We start from the raw sequence: 19,169 nt of genomic DNA on the forward strand, positions 1-19,169 counted from the left end.
GTTAGCTAACGTCAAGGCAATGAACAAAGTCATAAGACTAGGTATGCCTGTTAGTTACCGAGTTGAGTAATTAGAGTAAGTGTCATTAGATCAGTACGTTACGTGAACTATTTGATCAACAACGCCGTTTATTAACCTATCCATTTTAGAATAAGTTATCTTTTTTTTATGTTTTTAATTAAGTTTTATTTGATCCCAACCTTATTAGTTTCTATTATTTATCCAGTTGATATAATCGCTGATAAATAAATTGAGTGGAACCTATCCTATGAGTGACTTTTTAGAAATCCTAACCCATGCCCGTCGTTTCAAAGCCAATGTGAAAGATCTGTCTTTAGATGAACTTCGCGAAGTCGCGGAAAAACTGAATGCAATTATTGTTGACCGTGAAGCCAGCGCTGAAGAAGAACAAGCATTGATGGCTGAACGCATTGCAAAAATTGAAGAAATTCGTAAACAAATGCAAGAAGTCGGTTTGTCTATTGATGATTTAGGTGCCGTAGCGTCTAAAGCTCAAACTAAAAAGCGTGCTCCTCGCCCAGCAAAATACACTATTACTGTTGACGGTGAAGTTATTACTTGGACGGGTCAAGGTCGCATGCCAAAAGTATTCGCCAACGAACTTAAACAAGGCCGTAAAATGGAAGACTTCTTAATCTAGTCCATTTCGCCTGCCTCGCTAAAATCCACAGTTTTCCTGTGGGTTTTTTTGTATAACATCTTTACAAAACGCAACTAGCCCTCACACCCGATTTCCGATAACATTTGTAACATCTTCCCTTATTGGTTTGCATGTTAACTATGATAACTAGGCATTATTGGCTATTGGTCGTAGGCGCACTCAGCCTGCCGACAATGGCAAAACCGTCGCTAGCCCCTGACACTGAAACTGTAACGGCATTAACAAATGCAGAAATACATATTTCAGCCACTGAAAAACGTAATAATGCCACCCTATTGATATCCGGCAATAAAGTGATCGATGTGATCAATAACGATGCCATTCCTACGGATGCGCATATTATCGATATGCAAGGTTATGTGTTACTGCCAGGTTTTATTGACCCCTTCACCGAATATGGCATCGAGTTTAATTACACCTACCCAGATATTAATGGCCCAGTTTATTCGGTTAATACTTTAGGTGGACAAGCCCCTAATACCGCGGTTCATGCACAACAAAAATGGGTTCAACATTTTTCTCCCAATCCAACCACCGCCAAGAACTGGCAACAAAATGGATTTACGAGTGTTCAAACCGCAAAGCATGATGGCCTTTTTCAAGGGCAAAGTAGTGTGGTATCGCTGGCACAAAAACCGGCAAATGAAGCTATTATTAATGCCTATAGTAATCCGTTACTCTCGTTCAATAAAGGCTCATCGCCAATGGATTACCCCGAGTCATTAATGGGAGCCATTGCCTTAATTCGTCAAACCTTTTCCGATAGTTTGTGGTTAAAAGACAATCGCAACAAACCCAATTTTGGCCAACAAGCATTAGCACCAGCTTTTAATAGTGCCTGGCAAGCGATTGCTGCACAATGGCAGCAAGATTGGATATTCAACGGTGGCGATCTCAATAATGTATTACGGGCCGGCGCCTTACTCCGCCAGCAACAATTATCCGGTATTTTAATCGCCTCTGGGCGCGAGTATGCTCGCTTAAATGAAATTAAAGCGTTGAATTACCCCTTCATTGTTCCGCTTAATTTTCCAGCCGCCCCAAAGGTTGAAGACGCCGATATTGCGCTAGATACCTCGTTAGCCCAATTGCGTCACTGGCAAAGTGCCCCCTCTAATCCCGCCCAATTAGCCAGTGCCAATATCCCCTTTGCCCTGACCCAACATGGGCTAGAACCCCAAGAGTTTTGGCCAAGAGTGCAATTAGCCGTCGCTAAAGGGTTAGCCCCTAGCACCGCATTAGCGGCCTTAACAAGCGTGCCAGCCAGCATGATAGGCATTGACGATAAAGCCGGTAAGTTAGCCGCCGGCTACTTTGCCGATATTGTGGTGGCTAAAGGGGATATCTTCACCGATGGCCACATTGTCGGGGTCTACTTACAAGGCCAAGCCAACTTTAGTGAGTTAACCCCTACCCAAGCCAACCTCGCTGGCGAATATCAATTGGAGTTTGGCGATCATAGCTTGGTACTGGCACTTGATCCTCAAACCCTCGCCAACAGTAGCCTGCAAGTCGCCGAGCATAATATTGGGTTAATCGCGCCCACCCTTGATAACCAGCGCCTAAGTTTCGCAGTCGCCCTCGATGATACTCGCGATGACGTATCGCGTTTTATCTTATGGTTTGATCACTCTGGCGTCCATGGCCGGGTCTATAACGCCGACGGCAACCCAACGCCAGTAGGCGGTACCCGTATCGCCCCTCAGGCCAGTCCCTCAGAGGCCGCCAAGACACTCACCGATGACCCGCTTACCATCACTTTTCCCAATGGGGCTTATGGCCGCGCGCAATTACCCAGCAGCGAAAAACTGCATATCCAAGGCGCGACGTTGTGGACCTCGGAGCAGAGCGGGATCTTGCCTGAGACAGATATCCTGATTGAGAACGGCAAAATTAGTGCGATAGGAAAGCAACTAACCACCCCGAAGGGCTTCACACTGTTACCCGCACAAGGGTTACATGTGACCGCGGGCATTGTTGATGAACATTCTCATATTGCCGTCAATGGTGGCGTCAATGAAGGCACTAATTCGGTCACTTCAGAAGTTCGCATTGGTGATGTGCTCAATCCTGACTCCCTCAATATTTATCAATCGTTAGCTGGAGGCGTCACCACCACCCAATTGCTGCACGGTAGTGCTAACCCCATTGGCGGTCAGGCCCAATTAATTAAGTTACGCTGGGGAGAAAGCGCCAACAATTTGAAATTTATCGGGGCGCCAGGTGCCATTAAATTTGCCCTCGGCGAGAATGTTAAGCAGAGTCATTGGGGCGATGAATATGTGACTCGCTTCCCCCAAACCCGAATGGGAGTCAAAACCGTCATGGTGGATGCTTTTGATGCCGCCAAACAGTATCAACAGCAGCAATACGCTTGGCAGCAAGCCTCCAATCGCTCGAAGAATAGCACCATTGCGCCGCGCATCGATTATCGCTTACAAGCCATTAACGAAGTCGCCAATGGCAAACGCGATGTTCATATTCATTCCTATGTTCAATCTGAAATCTTGATGTTTTTAAGTTTGGCTAAGACTTATGGCTTTAACGTCAGTGCCTTTACCCATGTATTAGAGGGCTATAAGGTGGCCGATGAATTAGCCGCGGCTGGCGCCGGCGCATCGACTTTTTCTGATTGGTGGGCGTATAAGTTTGAGGTCTATGATGCCATTCCGCAAAATGCCTGCTTACTCAACGATAAAGGGGTCGTCACCTCACTGAATTCCGATGATTACAGCATGCAGCGCCGCCTTAACCAAGAAGCCGCCAAGTCCATCATGTATTGCAGCATGTCGGATATCGACGCTTGGAATATGGTAACCATTAATCCTGCCAAGCAATTGGGCGTCGATCATATGGTAGGTTCACTCAAAGTGGGGAAACACGCCGATATCGTCTTGTGGAGTGATTATCCCTTGTCGGTGTATGCCAAAACCCAAACGGTGTGGATAGACGGCCGTCGCTACTTTGATCGCCAGCAAAATCAACAGATGGAACATGAGATCATCACCGAAAAAGCCAAGCTCATTCAGCAGGTATTGCAGTCCGATACCAAGCGTCGAGACGGGGATGCTGAAATCATTAATATCGAACCAGAATGGCACTGTGATAGCCATTATCAACATGCGAAGGCTCAGCAGCTGTTTAATGGAGATCATAGATAATGTCATCAACTAAAGCGTTCGTCTTATTGGCCCTCGCGAGCCTAGCATGGCCCGCAGCAGCCCACGATATGGTGCCGGCTAAGCCGCAATCCCAAGCCATTTTATTCACAGGTGGCCACTTACATACGGTCAATCAAGGGGTGTTGATGGACACCGACTTGTTGATTAACGATGGCAAAATTAGTGCCATTGGCCAAGACCTAGAGGCAGCGAATGCCCACGTCATCGATGTCAGTGGCAAACATCTTTATCCGGGATTAATCGCACTCAACACTCAAATAGGCCTAACTGAAATCGCCTTGGTACGGGCGACCGTAGACCAAGGCGAAATTGGCAATTTTAATCCCGAACTGTCTAGCGCCACTGCGTTTAATAGCGATTCGGAAATCATTCCAACCGTGCGTGCTAATGGCATTACTCACGCACAAGTGGTGCCCACCGGCGATGGCCTCGTGGGTCAAAGCATTTTAGTGAATATGGATGCTTGGAACATCGAGGATGCGCAGCTTTCTACCCCAGGGCAATTGCATTTAGTGTGGCCAACGATTCGATGGCCCGCGGCCACGCCCGAGGCGCGAGAGCAGCAAGCCCTAGCTCTCAAAAACAGCATCAAAGAACTCGAGCAAAACATTGAGGCCAGCTACCGTTATTTCCTCGCGCATCAAGCCGGCACCCTCACCGATAAACACCAGAGTTATCAAGCCATGGTGCCGCTCTTTGAGCGCCGTGCCAGCTTGTTTGTGCACGCCGACAAGCTCAGTGCAATTGAAGCGGCGGGGGCACTAGCTCGTCAATATGGCCTCAAGCTCGTGATTGTCGGTGGCTATGATGCGTGGCGAGCGGCCAACAATCTCAATGAAATTGGCGCCAAGGTGGTTTATACCCACATGTTGTCAATGCCAATGCGCAAAGATGACCCCATCGACTTGCCCTATCGCATTCCAAGTTTACTGCAAGCGGCCAATATTCCCTTTGCCATTGGCTATACTGGCGATTGGGACAGTCGTAACTTGCCCTTTGCCGCCGCTCAAGCCATTGCCCACGGCCTGCCAGCAGACGTTGCGCTTAAAGCCATTACCGAAAATCCAGCGTTAATCATGGGGCAAAAATTCATGGGCACCTTGGAAGTCGGTAATCACGCTAACCTTATCATTAGTAGTGGCGATATTTTTGACCCCAAAAGCCATAACATTGACGCTCTGTTTATTGATGGCCGCGCGGTAGATTTGAATAACCGTCATAAGCAGCTTTATCAAAAGTATTTGAATCGCTAAACTAAACACTTCTAAGGGCGGCAGCGATGCCGCCCTCACCCATTGATGGGAATACCTTATGAAATACATCACCCTTGGTGCTGCAAGCCTAATGCTATTAGCGGGCTGTGCTGGCGATTATAGTTTTCAGTCCAACCTTAATAGCGCGGCCATTAACGACTACTTTAAAGCCGGTGATGTCAGCCTTTATACCCGAGATCAAGCCCCCCAAGGTCTGTTTGAACGCTTAGCTATGGTCAGTGGTGAGTCTTGTCAGCTCAACCCCAATGACCCGCCCGCCTCGCAAGCCGAAGCGCGCACGCAATTACGCCGCCACACCGCCGACATCGGTGGCAATGGGGTCATGCTCAATAATTGTGTGAGCTTTAGCAATGAAGCCGACGGCTGTATTTCAAGAATTCAATGCATTGGCCAAGCCATCAAGGTTACTCAAGAAGATTAAACATCATGACGTTTGCGAGTCAGTTACAAGCGGTGGCCGTATGCCACACCCCGTATAAACAAAAATTTGGCATTCCAAGACAACCGGGACTGGTTTCGGCTCGCGGTTATGTCGAGCTGGTTGCGCCTTTTAATCATGCCGATTGTGTCCGTGGTTTAGCGCAATACAGTCATATCTGGTTGTTATTCTGTTTTCATGAAAATCTAGCGCAAGGGTGGAAAACCACCGTGCGCCCCCCGCGCTTAGGCGGCAATGAGAAAATGGGGGTGTTTGCCACCCGCTCAACCTTTAGACCCAATGGCATCGGGCAATCTGTGGTCAAACTGCATGGCATCGTCACCCGCCACGGTAAACTGTGTTTAGAAATTTCTGGCATGGATTTACTCGATGGCACGCCCGTGGTTGACATCAAACCCTATATCCCGTTTTCAGATGCGATAGCTGACGCCGAAGGCGGTATCGCCCATGATGCGCCGGCTGAAATCGAAGTGCACTTTAGTGAACAAGCGCGGCAACAAGGCCTAAAGTATGCCCAATCTCCTGACAGAATCGACTTGATGAGTTTGATTGAAGCCGTGTTAGCCCAAGATCCGCGCCCAGCATACAAAAAATCCAAACATGACCCTAAAGGCTACCAAGTAGCCCTTTATGATCTTGATATTTTGTGGCAAATCGAGGCCGGCGCCGCCTTAGTCACTGCCATTATTCCGGCTAAGACTGTGGATGCCTAATGAGCTTTCCTGCCCCTGCCGATTACCAAACCCAGCATAAAAAACGCTTATCTTGGATGCCTTGGTTATATTTTTCACTCAAACCCAAGCATCAGGCTTGGGCCAAACCTTGGCAAGCGCAAGTGCAAGCCCAATTAATGGCGCTCGAAACCGTGACTATTGGTCAGGACTGTTTTATTGCCCCTGAAGCGGAAATTTTTGCCGAGCCCAGCCGTGATATCACCATCGGCGATCGCTGCATGATCGCCGCCCAGTGCTTTATTCATGGCCCCATCACCCTCGGCGCCGAAGTGGCAATAAACCATGGCTGCTCCTTAGATGGCGGCAGTAAAGGCATCATCATTGGCGCGCAAACCCGCATTGCCAATCATGTCACCATTTATGCTTTTAACCATGGCATGGCCCCCAATGCCCCGATTTATCAGCAAAAATCTCATTCTAAAGGCGTGATAATAGGCCAAGATGTATGGATTGGCGCGCAGGCAGGAATTGTTGATGGCGTCACCATTGGCGATCACGCCGTCATCGGTATGGGTTGCATTGTCAGTAAAGACATTCCCGCATTTGCGATTGTGGCGGGTAACCCTGGGCGCATTATCGGTGATCGCCGCGACAAGCCAGCATTAGCGCAACACATGAGCGCAAATTAATATTGGCTTTTCAGGTGACAAGACTATTCCTAGTGATAAAATGGCGGCCATTAATTTCATACTGGGAAATCGGTAATGCGAGTCAGCAAATACCTACTATCAACACAGAAAGAAACCCCTGCTAACGCCGAAGTGATCAGCCACCAGCTGATGCTTCGCGCCGGCATGATCCGTCGTAACGCTTCTGGCTTATACAGCTACCTGCCTACCGGCCTGCGTGTCTTACGCAAAGTGGAAGCCATTGTTCGTGAAGAAATGAATAATGCAGGGGCCATCGAGGTGCTGATGCCTATGGTTCAGCCGGCAGATTTGTGGGTAGAAACTGGCCGCTGGGACAAGTTTGGTCCTGAATTACTGCGCTTTAAAGATCGCCATAACCGTGACTTCGTTCTGGGCCCAACCCATGAAGAAGTGATCACCGATGTGGTTCGCAAAGAAGTCACCTCGTACAAGCAATTACCGCTGAACCTGTATCAAATCCAAACCAAGTTCCGCGATGAAGTGCGCCCACGCTTTGGGGTTATGCGTTCGCGCGAGTTCTTAATGAAAGATGCCTATTCTTTCCACTTAGATCAGCAAACCATGGATGATACTTATCATTCTATGTATAACGCTTATAGCAATATCATGAACCGCATGGGTCTAGCTTTCCGCCCTGTGCTGGCTGATACCGGCTCTATCGGTGGCAGCATGTCTCATGAATTCCATGTGCTCGCGGGCAGTGGTGAAGACTTAATCGCCTACTCTACCGCTAGCGATTATGCGGCTAACATTGAAAAAGCTGAATCACCAATGCCAACCACTGAGCGTCAAGCGCCAACCGCTGACATGCAAGTGGTCGATACCCCGAATGCCAAAACCATTGCTGAATTAGTTGAGCAGTTTGATTTAGACATTACTCGTACCGTCAAGACCTTGATTGTTCGTGGCGCAACCGATGATGCCCCGCTCGTGGCATTAGTGGTTCGTGGCGATCATGAACTCAATGAGGTAAAAGCTGACAAACTGCCATTAGTCGCCGCGCCACTGGAATTTGCCACTGACGCTGAAATTCGTGATGTGATTGGCGCAGGTCCAGGTTCTATTGGCCCAGTCGGTTTAACCATCCCAGTCTTTATCGATCACAGCGTCGCGGTCATGAGCGATTTCGCGGCCGGTGCTAACCAAGATGATAAGCACGTATTTAACGTCAACTGGGAGCGCGATTTGCCACTGGCTGACGCCTTTGATTTACGCAATGTAGTTGAAGGTGAAGTGACGCCAGATGGCCAAGGCACATATGCCTTTGCCCGCGGTATCGAAGTCGGTCACATCTTCCAATTAGGCACCAATTACTCGGCCGCCATGAACGCCACCGTGCTGGATGAAAATGGTAAGTCGCAAGTGCTGCTGATGGGTTGTTATGGCGTGGGTGTGAGCCGTATCGTCGCCGCCGCTATCGAACAAAATCATGATGACCGCGGGATCATTTGGCCAGACGCTATTGCCCCATTCCAAGTGGGTATTCTGCCAATGAACATGCATAAATCGCATCGCGTCACCGATGTAGCAGAGAAATTGTATGCCGATTTGGCTGCCGCTGGGGTTGAGGTCTTGTTTGATGATCGCAAAGAGCGTCCAGGTGTGATGTTTGCCGACATGGAACTGATTGGCTTGCCGCATGTCATCGTCATTGGCGATCGCAATATCGATAACCAAGTGTTCGAGTACAAAAACCGTCGTACCGGTGAAAAGCAAGAGATCCCATTTGATCAAATCGTCGACTTTATTAAGTCACAATTACCACGATAATAGATGTTGATCTAAGCAAGCCCTTATTCGCATGTCGAATAAGGGCTTTTTTGTTTTAACATATGGCGTTCAAGCTGTTACCTTATATCAGGTAAGTGAAATTTATCGCTACTCTTTTCGGGTTGTCCTTGATTGGCCAACATCCATTCGCCGCAATCCATGCCTTAACAACAGGACGGCAATATGATCGAAGCAAACAAAGTGGTCACCATAGATTATTTGGTGGTTGATGAAAATGAACACCTTATCGACTCTTCTGAAGGCCGTGAGCCGCTGAGCTATTTACACGGTGTTGGCAATATTATTCCGGGCCTTGAACAAGCACTGCAAGGTAAGCAAGCAGGCGATACCTTTAATGTGACCGTCACCCCGCAAGATGCCTATGGTGAATACAATGCCAACAATGTTCAGCAAGTGCCGCTAGAAGCGTTTGCTGGGGTTGAAAAAGTCGAAGTCGGCATGTCTTTCTCTGCCCAAGGACCAGAAGGTGATATTCCCGTCACCATTACCGCCATGACTGACACGGAAGCCACCGTAGATGCCAACCACCCGTTGGCAGGAAAAACCTTGACCTTTACCGGTACGGTTCGCGATGTGCGTGATGCCACGATGGAAGAAATCTCCCACGGTCACGTTCACTAAGCGCGCCCTCAAGCTGGTACTTAAGTATCAGCTTGAGTCATTTTAATGTCATCCTCGCTCTATGCCTGCCAGCGCGCCAATGGCCGCGAATACTGACATCAAAGCAACTAGTCACTCGCCTAACGGCGCGACACGTCTGCTCGCACTTAACGACTCACCTTCGCCACCATCAAAGCGTCAACGCACTCGCTGCCGCCAACAGGCCGCTATCTAAAAATGTTTGCTAAATAGAGTGGTAGAGTCGCCCTCTCTGAGTTAAGTTTTAATTAAGCGAAGAATAAACTCAGGGGTGAGTATGACCACAACAGTGGATGTTTCTGCCCGCGAAGCCATCGACAAACTCGCGATGCCAGCACCGACGATTGGGCTAGTCCTTGGCGGCGGTGGTGCGCGCGCCGCGTATCAAGTCGGGGTATTAAAAGCCATTGTCCAGCTTTACCCCCGAAACCACGGTATTCCCTTTACTGTCATATGTGGCACCTCTGCAGGAGCCATCAATGGAACTGCCATGGCCAGTTACGCCAGTTGTTTTCACTTAGGGGTGCGTAAATTAGAATGGGTGTGGCGCAATATGCAAACCGCACATATTTACGGCGCATCCTATCGAGCGGTGGGGCACCATTTACTTAAAATGATGCTTCGAGGCTTACAAAACGATAACGTCATTCCCGATGCTGGCAGCCTGCTCGATAATGAGCCATTACGGCATCTGCTCGAAAAGGTCATCGACTTTCAGCGAATTGATCGCAACATACAATTGGGGTTTTTACGCGCCGTCAGTGTTGAAACCTCCTGCTATAACGATGCGAGCAATTATTGTTTCTTTCAGGCGCAACATCAGGTGGCCAATTGGCAACGCCATAAACGCTTCGGCATTCGCCAACGCTTATATACCGAACACTTACTTGCCAGTGCCGCTATCCCCACTTTATTTCCATCCATAAAAATTCGTAAAAGTTACCATGGCGATGGCTCTATCCATCAACAAGCGCCATTGTCGAGCCCGATCCACTTAGGCGCCGATAAGTTATTTGTGATTAATTTAGAAAGTGTTCACAAGGAGCAAGCGGTGAGCTTGCCTCATCATCCTCGTCTCGCTGGGGTCGCTGGCCACTTATTAGATAGCATCTTTTCTGACACCTTAAATACTGATTTAGAACGTTTGCATCGAGTCAATCAAACCTTAAGTCAAATTCCCACGGCCAGTCGACAATCGTTGTCGTTAAAACCCGTCGAGACCTTAGTCATTAAGCCCAGTGAAGATATGAGTTTAATTGCCGCAAAATACTACCTGCAAATGCCAAAAGCCGTGCGCACCTTGCTGAAAGTCTTGGGCGTCAATCAAGACTCAGACTCAAGCATCTTGTCCTACTTGTTATTTGAAAAAGAATATACCCGCCAGTTAGTACAGTTAGGCTATCAAGATGCCATGTGCCAATTGGACGAAATCAAACACTTCTTCCAAATACCCTCCTAACCCGTTAACGGCTATCACCTTAGGGCCATTGCAACCGTTAATGGTCATAAATGTCGGCGGTGGCGGCCTGCTTAAGATCTTCCCCTCTCGCCCATGCGGCTAAGGCGCGAATATCTTGATGCTGCCACTGCGACTGCTGCCGGAGTGCTGCGGGTAATGCCGAAAAGTGCCCTTCGTTAGCGCTCGCAACCAAGATTAACTCGCCATATTGAAAGAGGTTATCTGGCAAGGATTGCACTTGACCATCCTCTGCACCATGAGGCAGTAAGCTAAAGGCTAATCGATAGTCACGCCGTTGCAGCACCCATTTATCGGGTAAACGTAATTGGCTGTTCCACCAAGCACCATCAAGCGCCTCGATGTTGGCTTTGGTGGTCGCGCTATCTTGCGCGCCTAACCGTTGTAAGCGCTGGGCTAAGGCTTGCGTCAATTGCTCACTAAAGCTATCAATATCCAGCAGCGGTGATGCTTGCAATATATCCCTGGCGAGTAATGCGCCCTGCATGTTTGAATATAAGTCTTCTGGGGAAAACGCCGAAGCCAACTCTGACCAGCCGCCAACGGAAGTTAAACCAAACCATTGCGCCACTTCATGCCATTGCGCCAACTGATACGCTAATGAACTGGCGAGCGCTAATCCTAATTGTCGCTTACTGTCATTATCTAACACCCCCTCAACCGCGTGCAGTTGAATACGCCGGGTTCTTAACTCATCAAATAAATCCAATTGATGGTCGGTGCCGACATGGGGCCACAACTGGTGGTATAAGTAATATGTGTAATCCGCGGTATCGCGCACATGTGCGGTATCAATAAAGCCACCGCGGCGAGTATAGATTAGGCCATTGGTTTCACTCGCTATTCCCAATAAGCTACTGGCAACCCCTTGGCTGCCATCATTGTATTGATGCTGACCTAAGTCATCGATGGCGACCACATTGGATAACGAAAAAAATGGTACCTGAATCCGCCCGACTTTGGCCTTTAATTCGGTGCCAAAAGCGCAGCAGGGCCGAACACCAACTGGCGCATCAACGGCAAACGTCTTGACGCTTAATAACAGACCAACCCCGAAAAATAATGTTGCCACCCATGTTTTATTCATCTTAAAACGCTTCATTAATATGAAAGTACACGCCGCTACTGTCCTTGCCGATGCCAACATCTAAGCGAATATTGACGCGCTCTTTAAAGGCCAGACGATAACCCACACCTATCGACGGCAACCATGTTTGCTTAAATAATCCCGACCAATCGCCAGCCACATTGCCCGCCCCCAGCCAATAAACAAATCCATGCCTAGGGGTAAGCGACTGGCGTAGCTCTACTTGACTGCTGAGATAGTAGTTATCGCGATATTGGCCTTGATAGTAGCCGCGCATGCGAGCATCACTGCCCAGTTGCGGCAATTCAAACCAAGGAACATCACCATGGGCGCCTTCACCATAGACCTCAACGGCCAGAATATGGCTGGCGTCGATGCGGTGATAATGGCGCAAGTTTATGGCGGTCTTGGAGAAATCAAAATCTGATCCCAAGCGGCGGCCATAGTCTAGGTATTTGAGTTCCAATAAACTGCCACGCTCTGGGTTAGGGGCAAAATCGCGGCTATCGTACGCCAGCGACACACTTAAGCCACTGGTGCGAGCGTCTTGTAATTGCTCCGTAGACAAGGCGGGGCCGGTTGCCGATAACCCTGTTACCGATTGATACTCCCAACCTAATTGCACATAGGTATTGGCCACTAAGCGATAACTGACTGATGGAGACAATTCAAACACTTGGCCATCATAAGCCGTTTGATTAGCACTGTCAGAGGCGGCCGCGCGCCCAATCCCCCAATAGTCTCGCGGTGAATGACTTAACCAGGCATCAAGTCCCATGCGCCAGGTATCATCAGCAAAATAGCTGCGATTCTCGACACCTATGCCATAAGAGCCTGAGCTGGAAACAAAGGATTTAACGCTCAAGGTGGATAACTGCACCTCAGGTTGGCGTTGCGGCGGCGAATATAAGCCAATGGCCGCGACCCCAATACCAAAGCCTTGCACTGGATTAACGAAGGGGCCGGGTAACACTCCCCAATCAATGCCTTGGCTAAGATCGACCTGTTCACTTCCGCCAAGATCCGTCAATAAATCATCCAACCAATCGGCGTTGACTCCTGGGCTGACAGCGACGCTCAACATCAATAATGCCCATGGCCTCAAAAACGGTACTCCAGTGACAACATGGCACTCTTACGCCCACCAAAGCCTGCTTCACCTAACACGGACCAATCCTTATTCACTTGATACTGAAATCCCACTAAGGTATTCCATGGGGTGGTCAGATGCTGCTCAACATCAAAGCGAGCTTGCCCCTTAACATCCACCAGTTTGATCAGCTGATTGCCCTTTGGGCCTAAATCTAAATCTGAGATATAGCCACTGAGGTGCTGCTCGACTTCCTGATACATACCGCCCACCCATACACGCAGTGGCACGCCGCGATCGCTAAAGTCATAGCCGAGCCGAGGTGACAACACGAATGCTTCGATGTTGCCATCAATCACAGTGAGACGGGTATGGGTGATACTGGCATCAATTAAGGTAAACCAATTGCCAACGCCGCCGGCAATGACAATACCGCCACCATAAAGATAACCGTCAAGATCGAGCCGAAAATCAAATACCGGCAAGCCATCAGTGAGGGGTGGCAAAGGGAAAATATTGATTTTATTCACATGCACGCGCGTCTCGGTATAGCCCGACATCTTGCCGGCAATCGCATAAACATTTAAGAAGGGCAAAATCCAAGCATCGGCGCGTAAAGAATAAACTTGGCTTTGTTGTTCGCCCGGTTCGGCACTGATATCGATGGCATCATCGGCTAAAGGACGATTGGGGAACAAGGGGTGATTTAAGCCATTAAAACCAATGCTATCAACTTCGATCCCCTGTTCAACATGCATGGCTCCTAAGCTCACGCCAAAAGGTTTAGGCAATTCATAGCCCTTAGCGATGGCTTCGTGTGCAAACAAGGGTAACCAAGCTTCGGCACTCAAGCTGGGTGAAAATAATGCTGAAGCGATCACAGGGGCAAGCAGGTATCGAGTTGAACTCATTGGCATTCCGTTGGCATTCAATTAAATAGGCAAGTTAATACCCGATATTTTAGAGACACCGCTTGAAAAAGTAAACTTATAAGTGTACTTTCTCACCACTGTGATTTAGACAAGATATAACGATAAATTGACATGAGATTGTCCGAACTAAAACATCTGGCCATATTGAAGCAAGCCAAGCAGGAGTTCATCAGTAAAGGCTATCTAGCAGCCAATCTGGATCATATTTGCCGTGATGCTGGCGTCTCAAAACGCACCTTATATCGTCACTTCGAGAATAAGCTTGAATTGTTTAAGTCGGTATTGTTGGACTTACACCAAAAGCTCCATTCGCCAACCACAGAAATACCTTATGACCCCGGCATGAGCCTGGAGCAACAATTGGTGGCGCTCCTCGACCAACAGCAGTCACAGCTGACTTCGGGCGAAAATATGAAGACTATTAGGATGATGCTGACCGAATTTTTACAGCAACCGGCCATGGCACAGCAATTATTAGGCTTTATTCAATCGCAACATCATTCATTTGATGAGTGGATAGCGGCAGCCAGCGCGGCAGGCAAACTTAGCGGCAATATCGAAGCGATGAACCGCACCTTGAAAAGCCTATTTAATGGGGCCTTCTTATGGCCGATGCTGTTTCAAATAGAGTCGGTATCTGAAGATAGCAATCACGATAAGGTCGATGAAATCACCCAAGTGTTTCTGGCAGCGTATGGCGACAAGGATATCGCCTAATTAGCCTTCGAGTAAGAAGCCTTCGGCGCGTTCGACCCGACGAGGCTTACCTTGCAGCAATAAAATGTCACCGGCTTGCATCTGCCAGTCTTGCGGCGGATGTTCGATTTCTTCACCTTGGCGGCGAATCGCTCGAATATCGACTCGCAGCCGCGCAATAGGTACATCGGCTAAGGATTTACCGACAGCCCAAGCCGAGGCAGGCAGAGCGACGGCATGCAATTGTTCTAAGGTAAAGTCGGTTTCTTGACCGCTAAAAAACCCATGTAAATATTGATAATGATTACGTCGCTCAGATTCCAGTCGTTTTAATATCCGCGTTAACGGCACGCCACATTTATACAAGACTTGCGACACCAACATCAGACTACCTTCTAACGACTCGGGGATCACTTGACTCGCGCCCGCATGTTCATATTCGGTCATATTAGAATCATCGCGCGTGCGCACTAAGATAGTTAACTCAGGTGCTAGTTCCCGAGCCAGTGGTAACACTTCCTCTAAGGCGCGGCCATCGCAAAAACTGATCACTAGCATATTCACATCAGTGATGCCGGCTTCTAATAAAATACTGCGCTTACAGGCATCGCCAAACAACACTGGTTCACCGGCGACCCTAGCCTCAGACACTCGGGTCGGATCCAAATCCAATACCGCATAAGGCACGGCTTCTGAACGCAAAAAGCGCGCCACCGTTTGCCCGACCCTGCCATAGCCTAAAATCAACACCTGCGCCTTGTTCTTTTTTACCAAAACAGCCTGATTATCAACATCTTGACCAAGTGCAGGTAATAAACTTAATAATTGGCCACTGTGACGGATCAACGCCGGCGCTAATCCCATGGAGATCACGGCGACCATCACTAAAATGGTACTGGTTTCGTCATTGAGTAATTGATAATTGACGGCTAAGGCCAACACCACAAAGCTAAACTCCCCCACTTGCGCTAAGGTGATGGCACTGGTCGCGGCAATCTTTGACGACTCACCACTAAAGCGCAGTATGCCGTAGAGAATCGCCATTTTGCCGATTACAACCGCCACTAATATCGCCAAGACTTGCCACCAAAAAGGTAAGACCAACGACAGATCGAGCAGCATGCCGATGGATATAAAAAACAAGCCCATCAACAAGTCACGGAATGGGCGAATATCAGCCTCTAATTGGCGTCGATACTGACTTTCCCCCAACAGCATTCCCGCCATAAATGCCCCAAGTGCCATGGATAATCCTAACCAATGGGTAAAGACGCCGGTTAAAATCGCCACGACCAGTGTCGTCAACACAAACAACTCGTTGGAGCGAGAGCGGGCAACCTCATCAAATAATTTCGGCAAGGCCCAGCGGCCAAAAGCCATCAGGGCAATAAAGGCGGCAGTCCCTTTGACCATGGCAATAAAGATGGCGGCATAATCTGTGGGTTGACCATCATTGGCCATTAAAGGTAATAAGATCAACAGAGGGATCACCGCAATATCTTGGAACAACAAGACACTGACCGAGAGTTCGCCATGGCGGCGTTTAAGCCAACCTTGTTCATTGAGCAGTTTTAATACAATGGCGGTCGACGACAGCGCAATTACAGCGCCAATAATAATCGACTCAACTAAGGTCATGCCGATGCCTAAGGCCACCACTATCACTAACACCGAAGTGACAAACACCTGAGCAAAACCTAAGCCAAACACAGTGCGACGCATGGCTAATAGGCGCGGTAACGAGAACTCGAGCCCCAAGGTGAACATCAACAACACCACCCCAAGTTCAGCCACAGACTGCATTTGCTGCTGGCTAAACCAATCAAAGCCACCAGGGCCGCTAAGCATCCCAGTTAACAGATACGCCAAAATTGCGGGCAAGCCAAGGCGGCGAAACCAAGCAATGGAAGCAATCGCGATGACGAGCATCAATAAAATCTTTAATAAGAATGCATGTTCCACTGTGGCTCCCTCTGTCAAAAAAATGCCAGTGGCAAAATTTTGCCGCTCGACGGCGTAAAGTTAATCATATGTAACAGAGTAACTGAATGACAACTAAAGACAAATTTAATTAATTACAAAATAGGCACAAAGATTGCTTTGTTAAATACATCAATCGTCGGTGAATCACAGGCGTTAGCAAGATCATCAGCGCCTAAGGGGAAGATTATGAACACTGTCATCCAACTACCACTAACCACTCGCGCGATAAATCCTCAGAGTTATTGCTCGATTGATGACGCCCCATCAGCATTATCCACCCAAGAGCAAGTGGCCATTATTCAGCGCTTACATGCAAGCCTAGCGCCCGAACATGTCGTCAGCGCTTACGGCCAACTTGTCGGCCAGTGGTTGCCGCTCATCGGCTTAAAATTACACTATCACGGCAATAAATGCTTATGGGGAAGACAATCTGGCAAGCAATGTCATCGTACGCTTACGCCCAATATCAGCGTGCAATATTACATGCCAAAGACATTAACCAATGAGGCATTAGCCTTATTGCAGTTGCTGGAGTCTTGGTTCACCCCAGCCATCAACAATGCCATCATCCACAGCCAGGTGTCAGATCAAGCCATGGCCGATAGCCTAACTCAGTTAGGAAATCGCCGCGCCTTTGAGATCAGTATAGATAAAGCGTTAGCTCGTAGCGGTCGCAACGGCCTGCCATTAACCTTGATGGTGTTAGACTTAGATAACTTTAAACAAGTTAACGATCACCAAGGTCATCAACAAGGCGATGTATTACTGCAACAATTTGCCGACATTTTAGCCAAGCAACTGCGAGATACCGATAAGGGATTTAGAATTGGTGGCGATGAATTTGTGGTCTTGCTCGATGCACCACTTGGCGGCGCACATTTATTAGCAAATCGCATCCTTAATGATGTCAAAGCCGATAAACACTGCATCTCCGCCAAGATAGGGGTCAGCATCGGTTTGGCCCAATGGCAAGCCGGCGCAACAGCCAGCCAATTATATCAAGAGGCCGATAAAGCGTTATACCTAGCCAAGGCCAGCGGTAAGCACACGGCTCGTAGTATAGAGCCGTAAGGCCAATCAATGAAGCTTGGCAATAATCAGCCAAACGCCTAAAGCAACTGCCATTGCCACCCTTGGGCGTCATCGCTGACAAGCGCATCACGTTCTACCCATAAACCTGAAGCCACTAACCTGTGATTGTAAAAAATTAACGGGATGTCATCCCGCAGCCAAGGGGCGACACCGAGTTCTTGCCACATTTTTTTCAACTCACGTCCTTGCCGCCGAAAACTTGGGTGGCAACGCAAACGGCCGCTAATATCATCATCGCCCCAATACTTAAGCTCAACCCGCTCATCTTGGCGTGGCGCGCGACAACGCAGCCCGTCACGCACAAAGCTCACTTGCCATTGCAGTGAACCGATGCGCACTGACACCACCGCGTCAGTCAACGGCCAGAGCCTCGGTTTACTGCCCTCGATTTGCCGCGACACGGCCACAAAGATGTTGCCAGCAAAACGCCGCAAAATACAGCCAGAGACCTGCAGCGAGACCTTGGCATCTTCTTTGGCCATCTGCATTTGCATCAAGGCTTGTTGCAATTGCACTCGGCTTGGCATCGGACAGTGATTCATTTGAATAAAACGCCGTAAGATTTGCATCTGCCATGACTCGCTGAACGCCGCCATGGCCTCGATGGAGAGACTGTCGCCATTGAGTGGCGATGTGTGGATCACCTTGGCTAATCGACTATCCACCTCTTGCTCGAGTAAGGCATATTCTTCGGCGCATAAACTGGCACTACGAGAGGCGGTGCGAGCTATCGCCGGCCAACGTTGTTTTAATCGAGGAATAATCTCGTGGCGTAAATAGTTGCGATCAAAACGGGTATCTTGATTGCTCTCATCATCTATATGGGGGATGGCTAGTTGCTGGGCCCAAGACTCTAACTGCTGACGACTCACCGCTAAAAAGGGGCGACACTGCCATTTATCCTCATCAAAGGCTTGCAAAGCCCCCATGGCGCTCAACCCTAACGGGCCAAATCCACGGGTTAAGGCTAACAGGACAGTCTCGAGTTGGTCGTCTTCATGGTGAGCGGTGAGTAACACATCGTCGCCACGCATTAACTCACTGATGGCGTGATAACGCGCGTCTCTCGCCAGCGCCTCAAGGCTTTGGCCCGCGGCTTGATTGAGTGCCACTCGGCGCACGGTTAAGGGCAATTGATAATGTTGAGCGCGCGCTTGGCAATGCGCAACCCAAGTATCAGCATGATCACTTAAGCCATGATGCACATGCACTAACCAAATGGTTTGCTCAGGATGCTGAGCTTGATACGCTGCAGCGGCGGCAGCCAACATTTCGGAATCCACCCCACCGCTATAACCGATAAACAGCGTGCGACCGAGCTTAGGTGGCAAGGCACTGAGTCCCAGTTCAAATTGAGCCAATACTGGCGCCATCAATGCCGACGACATAACTTACCTCTGTAACATGTAGGCTAAACAAGT

16 protein-coding genes are annotated in these 19,169 nt (G+C 48.8%); 11 read left to right on the plus strand and 5 right to left on the minus strand.

The features are described from left to right. Positions 1-268 precede the first annotated feature (268 nt). The 9 genes from KU855_RS11255 to KU855_RS11295 all read left to right on the plus strand — a co-directional run bounded on the left by KU855_RS11255 (position 269) and on the right by KU855_RS11295 (position 10,850). A complete protein-coding gene (locus tag KU855_RS11255; protein ID WP_218530384.1) occupies positions 269-661 on the plus strand; it encodes an H-NS family nucleoid-associated regulatory protein in 393 nt (130 codons plus the stop codon). Positions 662-801: 140 nt separating this feature from the next. Continuing rightward, entirely contained in the window at positions 802-3,843 is a 3,042-nt protein-coding gene (locus KU855_RS11260) for an amidohydrolase family protein (protein ID WP_218530385.1), read from the plus strand. Further along, entirely contained in the window at positions 3,843-5,117 is a 1,275-nt protein-coding gene (locus tag KU855_RS11265) for an amidohydrolase (RefSeq protein WP_218530386.1), read from the plus strand. The genes KU855_RS11260 and KU855_RS11265 overlap by 1 nt, the downstream gene beginning before the upstream one ends. 58 nt (positions 5,118-5,175) lie before the next feature. Next, positions 5,176-5,559, plus strand: a complete 384-nt coding sequence (gene rcsF, locus KU855_RS11270; RefSeq protein WP_218530387.1) for an Rcs stress response system protein RcsF — start codon at positions 5,176-5,178, stop codon at positions 5,557-5,559. 5 nt (positions 5,560-5,564) lie between these two features. Beyond that, positions 5,565-6,290 (plus strand): tRNA (N6-threonylcarbamoyladenosine(37)-N6)-methyltransferase TrmO, encoded by a 726-nt coding sequence (gene tsaA, locus KU855_RS11275; RefSeq protein WP_218530388.1) that lies wholly within the window; start codon positions 5,565-5,567, stop codon positions 6,288-6,290. Beyond that, positions 6,290-6,940, plus strand: coding sequence for a DapH/DapD/GlmU-related protein (locus KU855_RS11280; RefSeq protein WP_218530389.1), 651 nt, complete (start codon positions 6,290-6,292; stop codon positions 6,938-6,940). The genes tsaA and KU855_RS11280 overlap by 1 nt, the downstream gene beginning before the upstream one ends. 75 nt (positions 6,941-7,015) lie before the next feature. Then, positions 7,016-8,731 carry a proline--tRNA ligase gene (locus KU855_RS11285; protein ID WP_218530390.1) on the plus strand — a complete coding sequence of 572 codons (1,716 nt, stop codon included), beginning with the start codon at positions 7,016-7,018 and terminating at the stop codon, positions 8,729-8,731. A gap of 183 nt (positions 8,732-8,914) precedes the next feature. Then, positions 8,915-9,373, plus strand: a complete 459-nt coding sequence (locus KU855_RS11290; protein ID WP_218530391.1) for a peptidylprolyl isomerase — start codon at positions 8,915-8,917, stop codon at positions 9,371-9,373. Between the two features lie 346 nt (positions 9,374-9,719). Then, positions 9,720-10,850 carry a patatin-like phospholipase family protein gene (locus tag KU855_RS11295; RefSeq protein ID WP_218530416.1) on the plus strand — a complete coding sequence of 377 codons (1,131 nt, stop codon included), beginning with the start codon at positions 9,720-9,722 and terminating at the stop codon, positions 10,848-10,850. A gap of 37 nt (positions 10,851-10,887) precedes the next feature. Here KU855_RS11295 and KU855_RS11300 read toward each other — a convergent pair whose 3' ends face one another. The 3 genes from KU855_RS11300 to KU855_RS11310 are packed head-to-tail and all read right to left on the minus strand — an operon-like array spanning position 10,888 to position 13,956. Next, on the minus strand, positions 10,888-11,955 hold the full coding sequence (locus KU855_RS11300; RefSeq protein ID WP_218530392.1) for a DUF4056 domain-containing protein: 1,068 nt from the start codon (positions 11,953-11,955) through the stop codon (positions 10,888-10,890). A 1-nt stretch (position 11,956) separates the two neighbouring features. Then, positions 11,957-13,039 (minus strand): BamA/TamA family outer membrane protein, encoded by a 1,083-nt coding sequence (locus KU855_RS11305; RefSeq protein ID WP_218530393.1) that lies wholly within the window; start codon positions 13,037-13,039, stop codon positions 11,957-11,959. A 17-nt stretch (positions 13,040-13,056) separates the two neighbouring features. After that, positions 13,057-13,956, minus strand: a complete 900-nt coding sequence (locus KU855_RS11310) for a virulence protein (RefSeq protein WP_218530394.1) — start codon at positions 13,954-13,956, stop codon at positions 13,057-13,059. A 132-nt stretch (positions 13,957-14,088) separates the two neighbouring features. Here KU855_RS11310 and KU855_RS11315 point away from each other — a divergent pair, with 132 nt between their 5' ends. Further along, on the plus strand, positions 14,089-14,694 hold the full coding sequence (locus KU855_RS11315; RefSeq protein WP_218530395.1) for a TetR/AcrR family transcriptional regulator: 606 nt from the start codon (positions 14,089-14,091) through the stop codon (positions 14,692-14,694). Here KU855_RS11315 and KU855_RS11320 read toward each other — a convergent pair whose 3' ends face one another. Continuing rightward, on the minus strand, positions 14,695-16,635 hold the full coding sequence (locus tag KU855_RS11320; protein WP_218530396.1) for a monovalent cation:proton antiporter family protein: 1,941 nt from the start codon (positions 16,633-16,635) through the stop codon (positions 14,695-14,697). It abuts the gene before it with no gap. A gap of 207 nt (positions 16,636-16,842) precedes the next feature. Between KU855_RS11320 and KU855_RS11325 the strand changes: the two genes are divergently transcribed. Continuing rightward, complete coding sequence (locus KU855_RS11325) at positions 16,843-17,727, plus strand: GGDEF domain-containing protein (RefSeq protein WP_218530397.1); 885 nt, start codon at positions 16,843-16,845, stop codon at positions 17,725-17,727. 38 nt (positions 17,728-17,765) lie between these two features. On the opposite strand, the gene tilS is transcribed toward KU855_RS11325, so the two are convergent. Next, complete coding sequence (tilS, locus tag KU855_RS11330; RefSeq protein ID WP_218530398.1) at positions 17,766-19,136, minus strand: tRNA lysidine(34) synthetase TilS; 1,371 nt, start codon at positions 19,134-19,136, stop codon at positions 17,766-17,768. Positions 19,137-19,169: the final 33 nt, after the last annotated feature.

Source organism: Shewanella sp. NIFS-20-20, from assembly GCF_019209865.1.
Classification (GTDB): Bacteria; Pseudomonadota; Gammaproteobacteria; order Enterobacterales; family Shewanellaceae; genus Shewanella.

Bases quoted from the DNA above. Each gene is read 5' to 3' on its own strand.
- KU855_RS11255 (WP_218530384.1), top strand. From the start codon at position 269: ATGAGTGACTTTTTAGAAATCCTAACCCATGCCCGTCGTTTCAAAGCC.
- KU855_RS11260 (WP_218530385.1), top strand. From the start codon at position 802: ATGATAACTAGGCATTATTGGCTATTGGTCGTAGGCGCACTCAGCCTG.
- KU855_RS11265 (WP_218530386.1), top strand. From the start codon at position 3,843: ATGTCATCAACTAAAGCGTTCGTCTTATTGGCCCTCGCGAGCCTAGCA.
- rcsF (WP_218530387.1), top strand. From the start codon at position 5,176: ATGAAATACATCACCCTTGGTGCTGCAAGCCTAATGCTATTAGCGGGC.
- tsaA (WP_218530388.1), top strand. From the start codon at position 5,565: ATGACGTTTGCGAGTCAGTTACAAGCGGTGGCCGTATGCCACACCCCG.
- KU855_RS11280 (WP_218530389.1), top strand. From the start codon at position 6,290: ATGAGCTTTCCTGCCCCTGCCGATTACCAAACCCAGCATAAAAAACGC.
- KU855_RS11285 (WP_218530390.1), top strand. From the start codon at position 7,016: ATGCGAGTCAGCAAATACCTACTATCAACACAGAAAGAAACCCCTGCT.
- KU855_RS11290 (WP_218530391.1), top strand. From the start codon at position 8,915: ATGATCGAAGCAAACAAAGTGGTCACCATAGATTATTTGGTGGTTGAT.
- KU855_RS11295 (WP_218530416.1), top strand. From the start codon at position 9,720: ATGCCAGCACCGACGATTGGGCTAGTCCTTGGCGGCGGTGGTGCGCGC.
- KU855_RS11300 (WP_218530392.1), bottom strand. From the start codon at position 11,955: ATGAATAAAACATGGGTGGCAACATTATTTTTCGGGGTTGGTCTGTTA.
- KU855_RS11305 (WP_218530393.1), bottom strand. From the start codon at position 13,039: ATGTTGAGCGTCGCTGTCAGCCCAGGAGTCAACGCCGATTGGTTGGAT.
- KU855_RS11310 (WP_218530394.1), bottom strand. From the start codon at position 13,956: ATGAGTTCAACTCGATACCTGCTTGCCCCTGTGATCGCTTCAGCATTA.
- KU855_RS11315 (WP_218530395.1), top strand. From the start codon at position 14,089: ATGAGATTGTCCGAACTAAAACATCTGGCCATATTGAAGCAAGCCAAG.
- KU855_RS11325 (WP_218530397.1), top strand. From the start codon at position 16,843: ATGAACACTGTCATCCAACTACCACTAACCACTCGCGCGATAAATCCT.
- tilS (WP_218530398.1), bottom strand. From the start codon at position 19,136: ATGTCGTCGGCATTGATGGCGCCAGTATTGGCTCAATTTGAACTGGGA.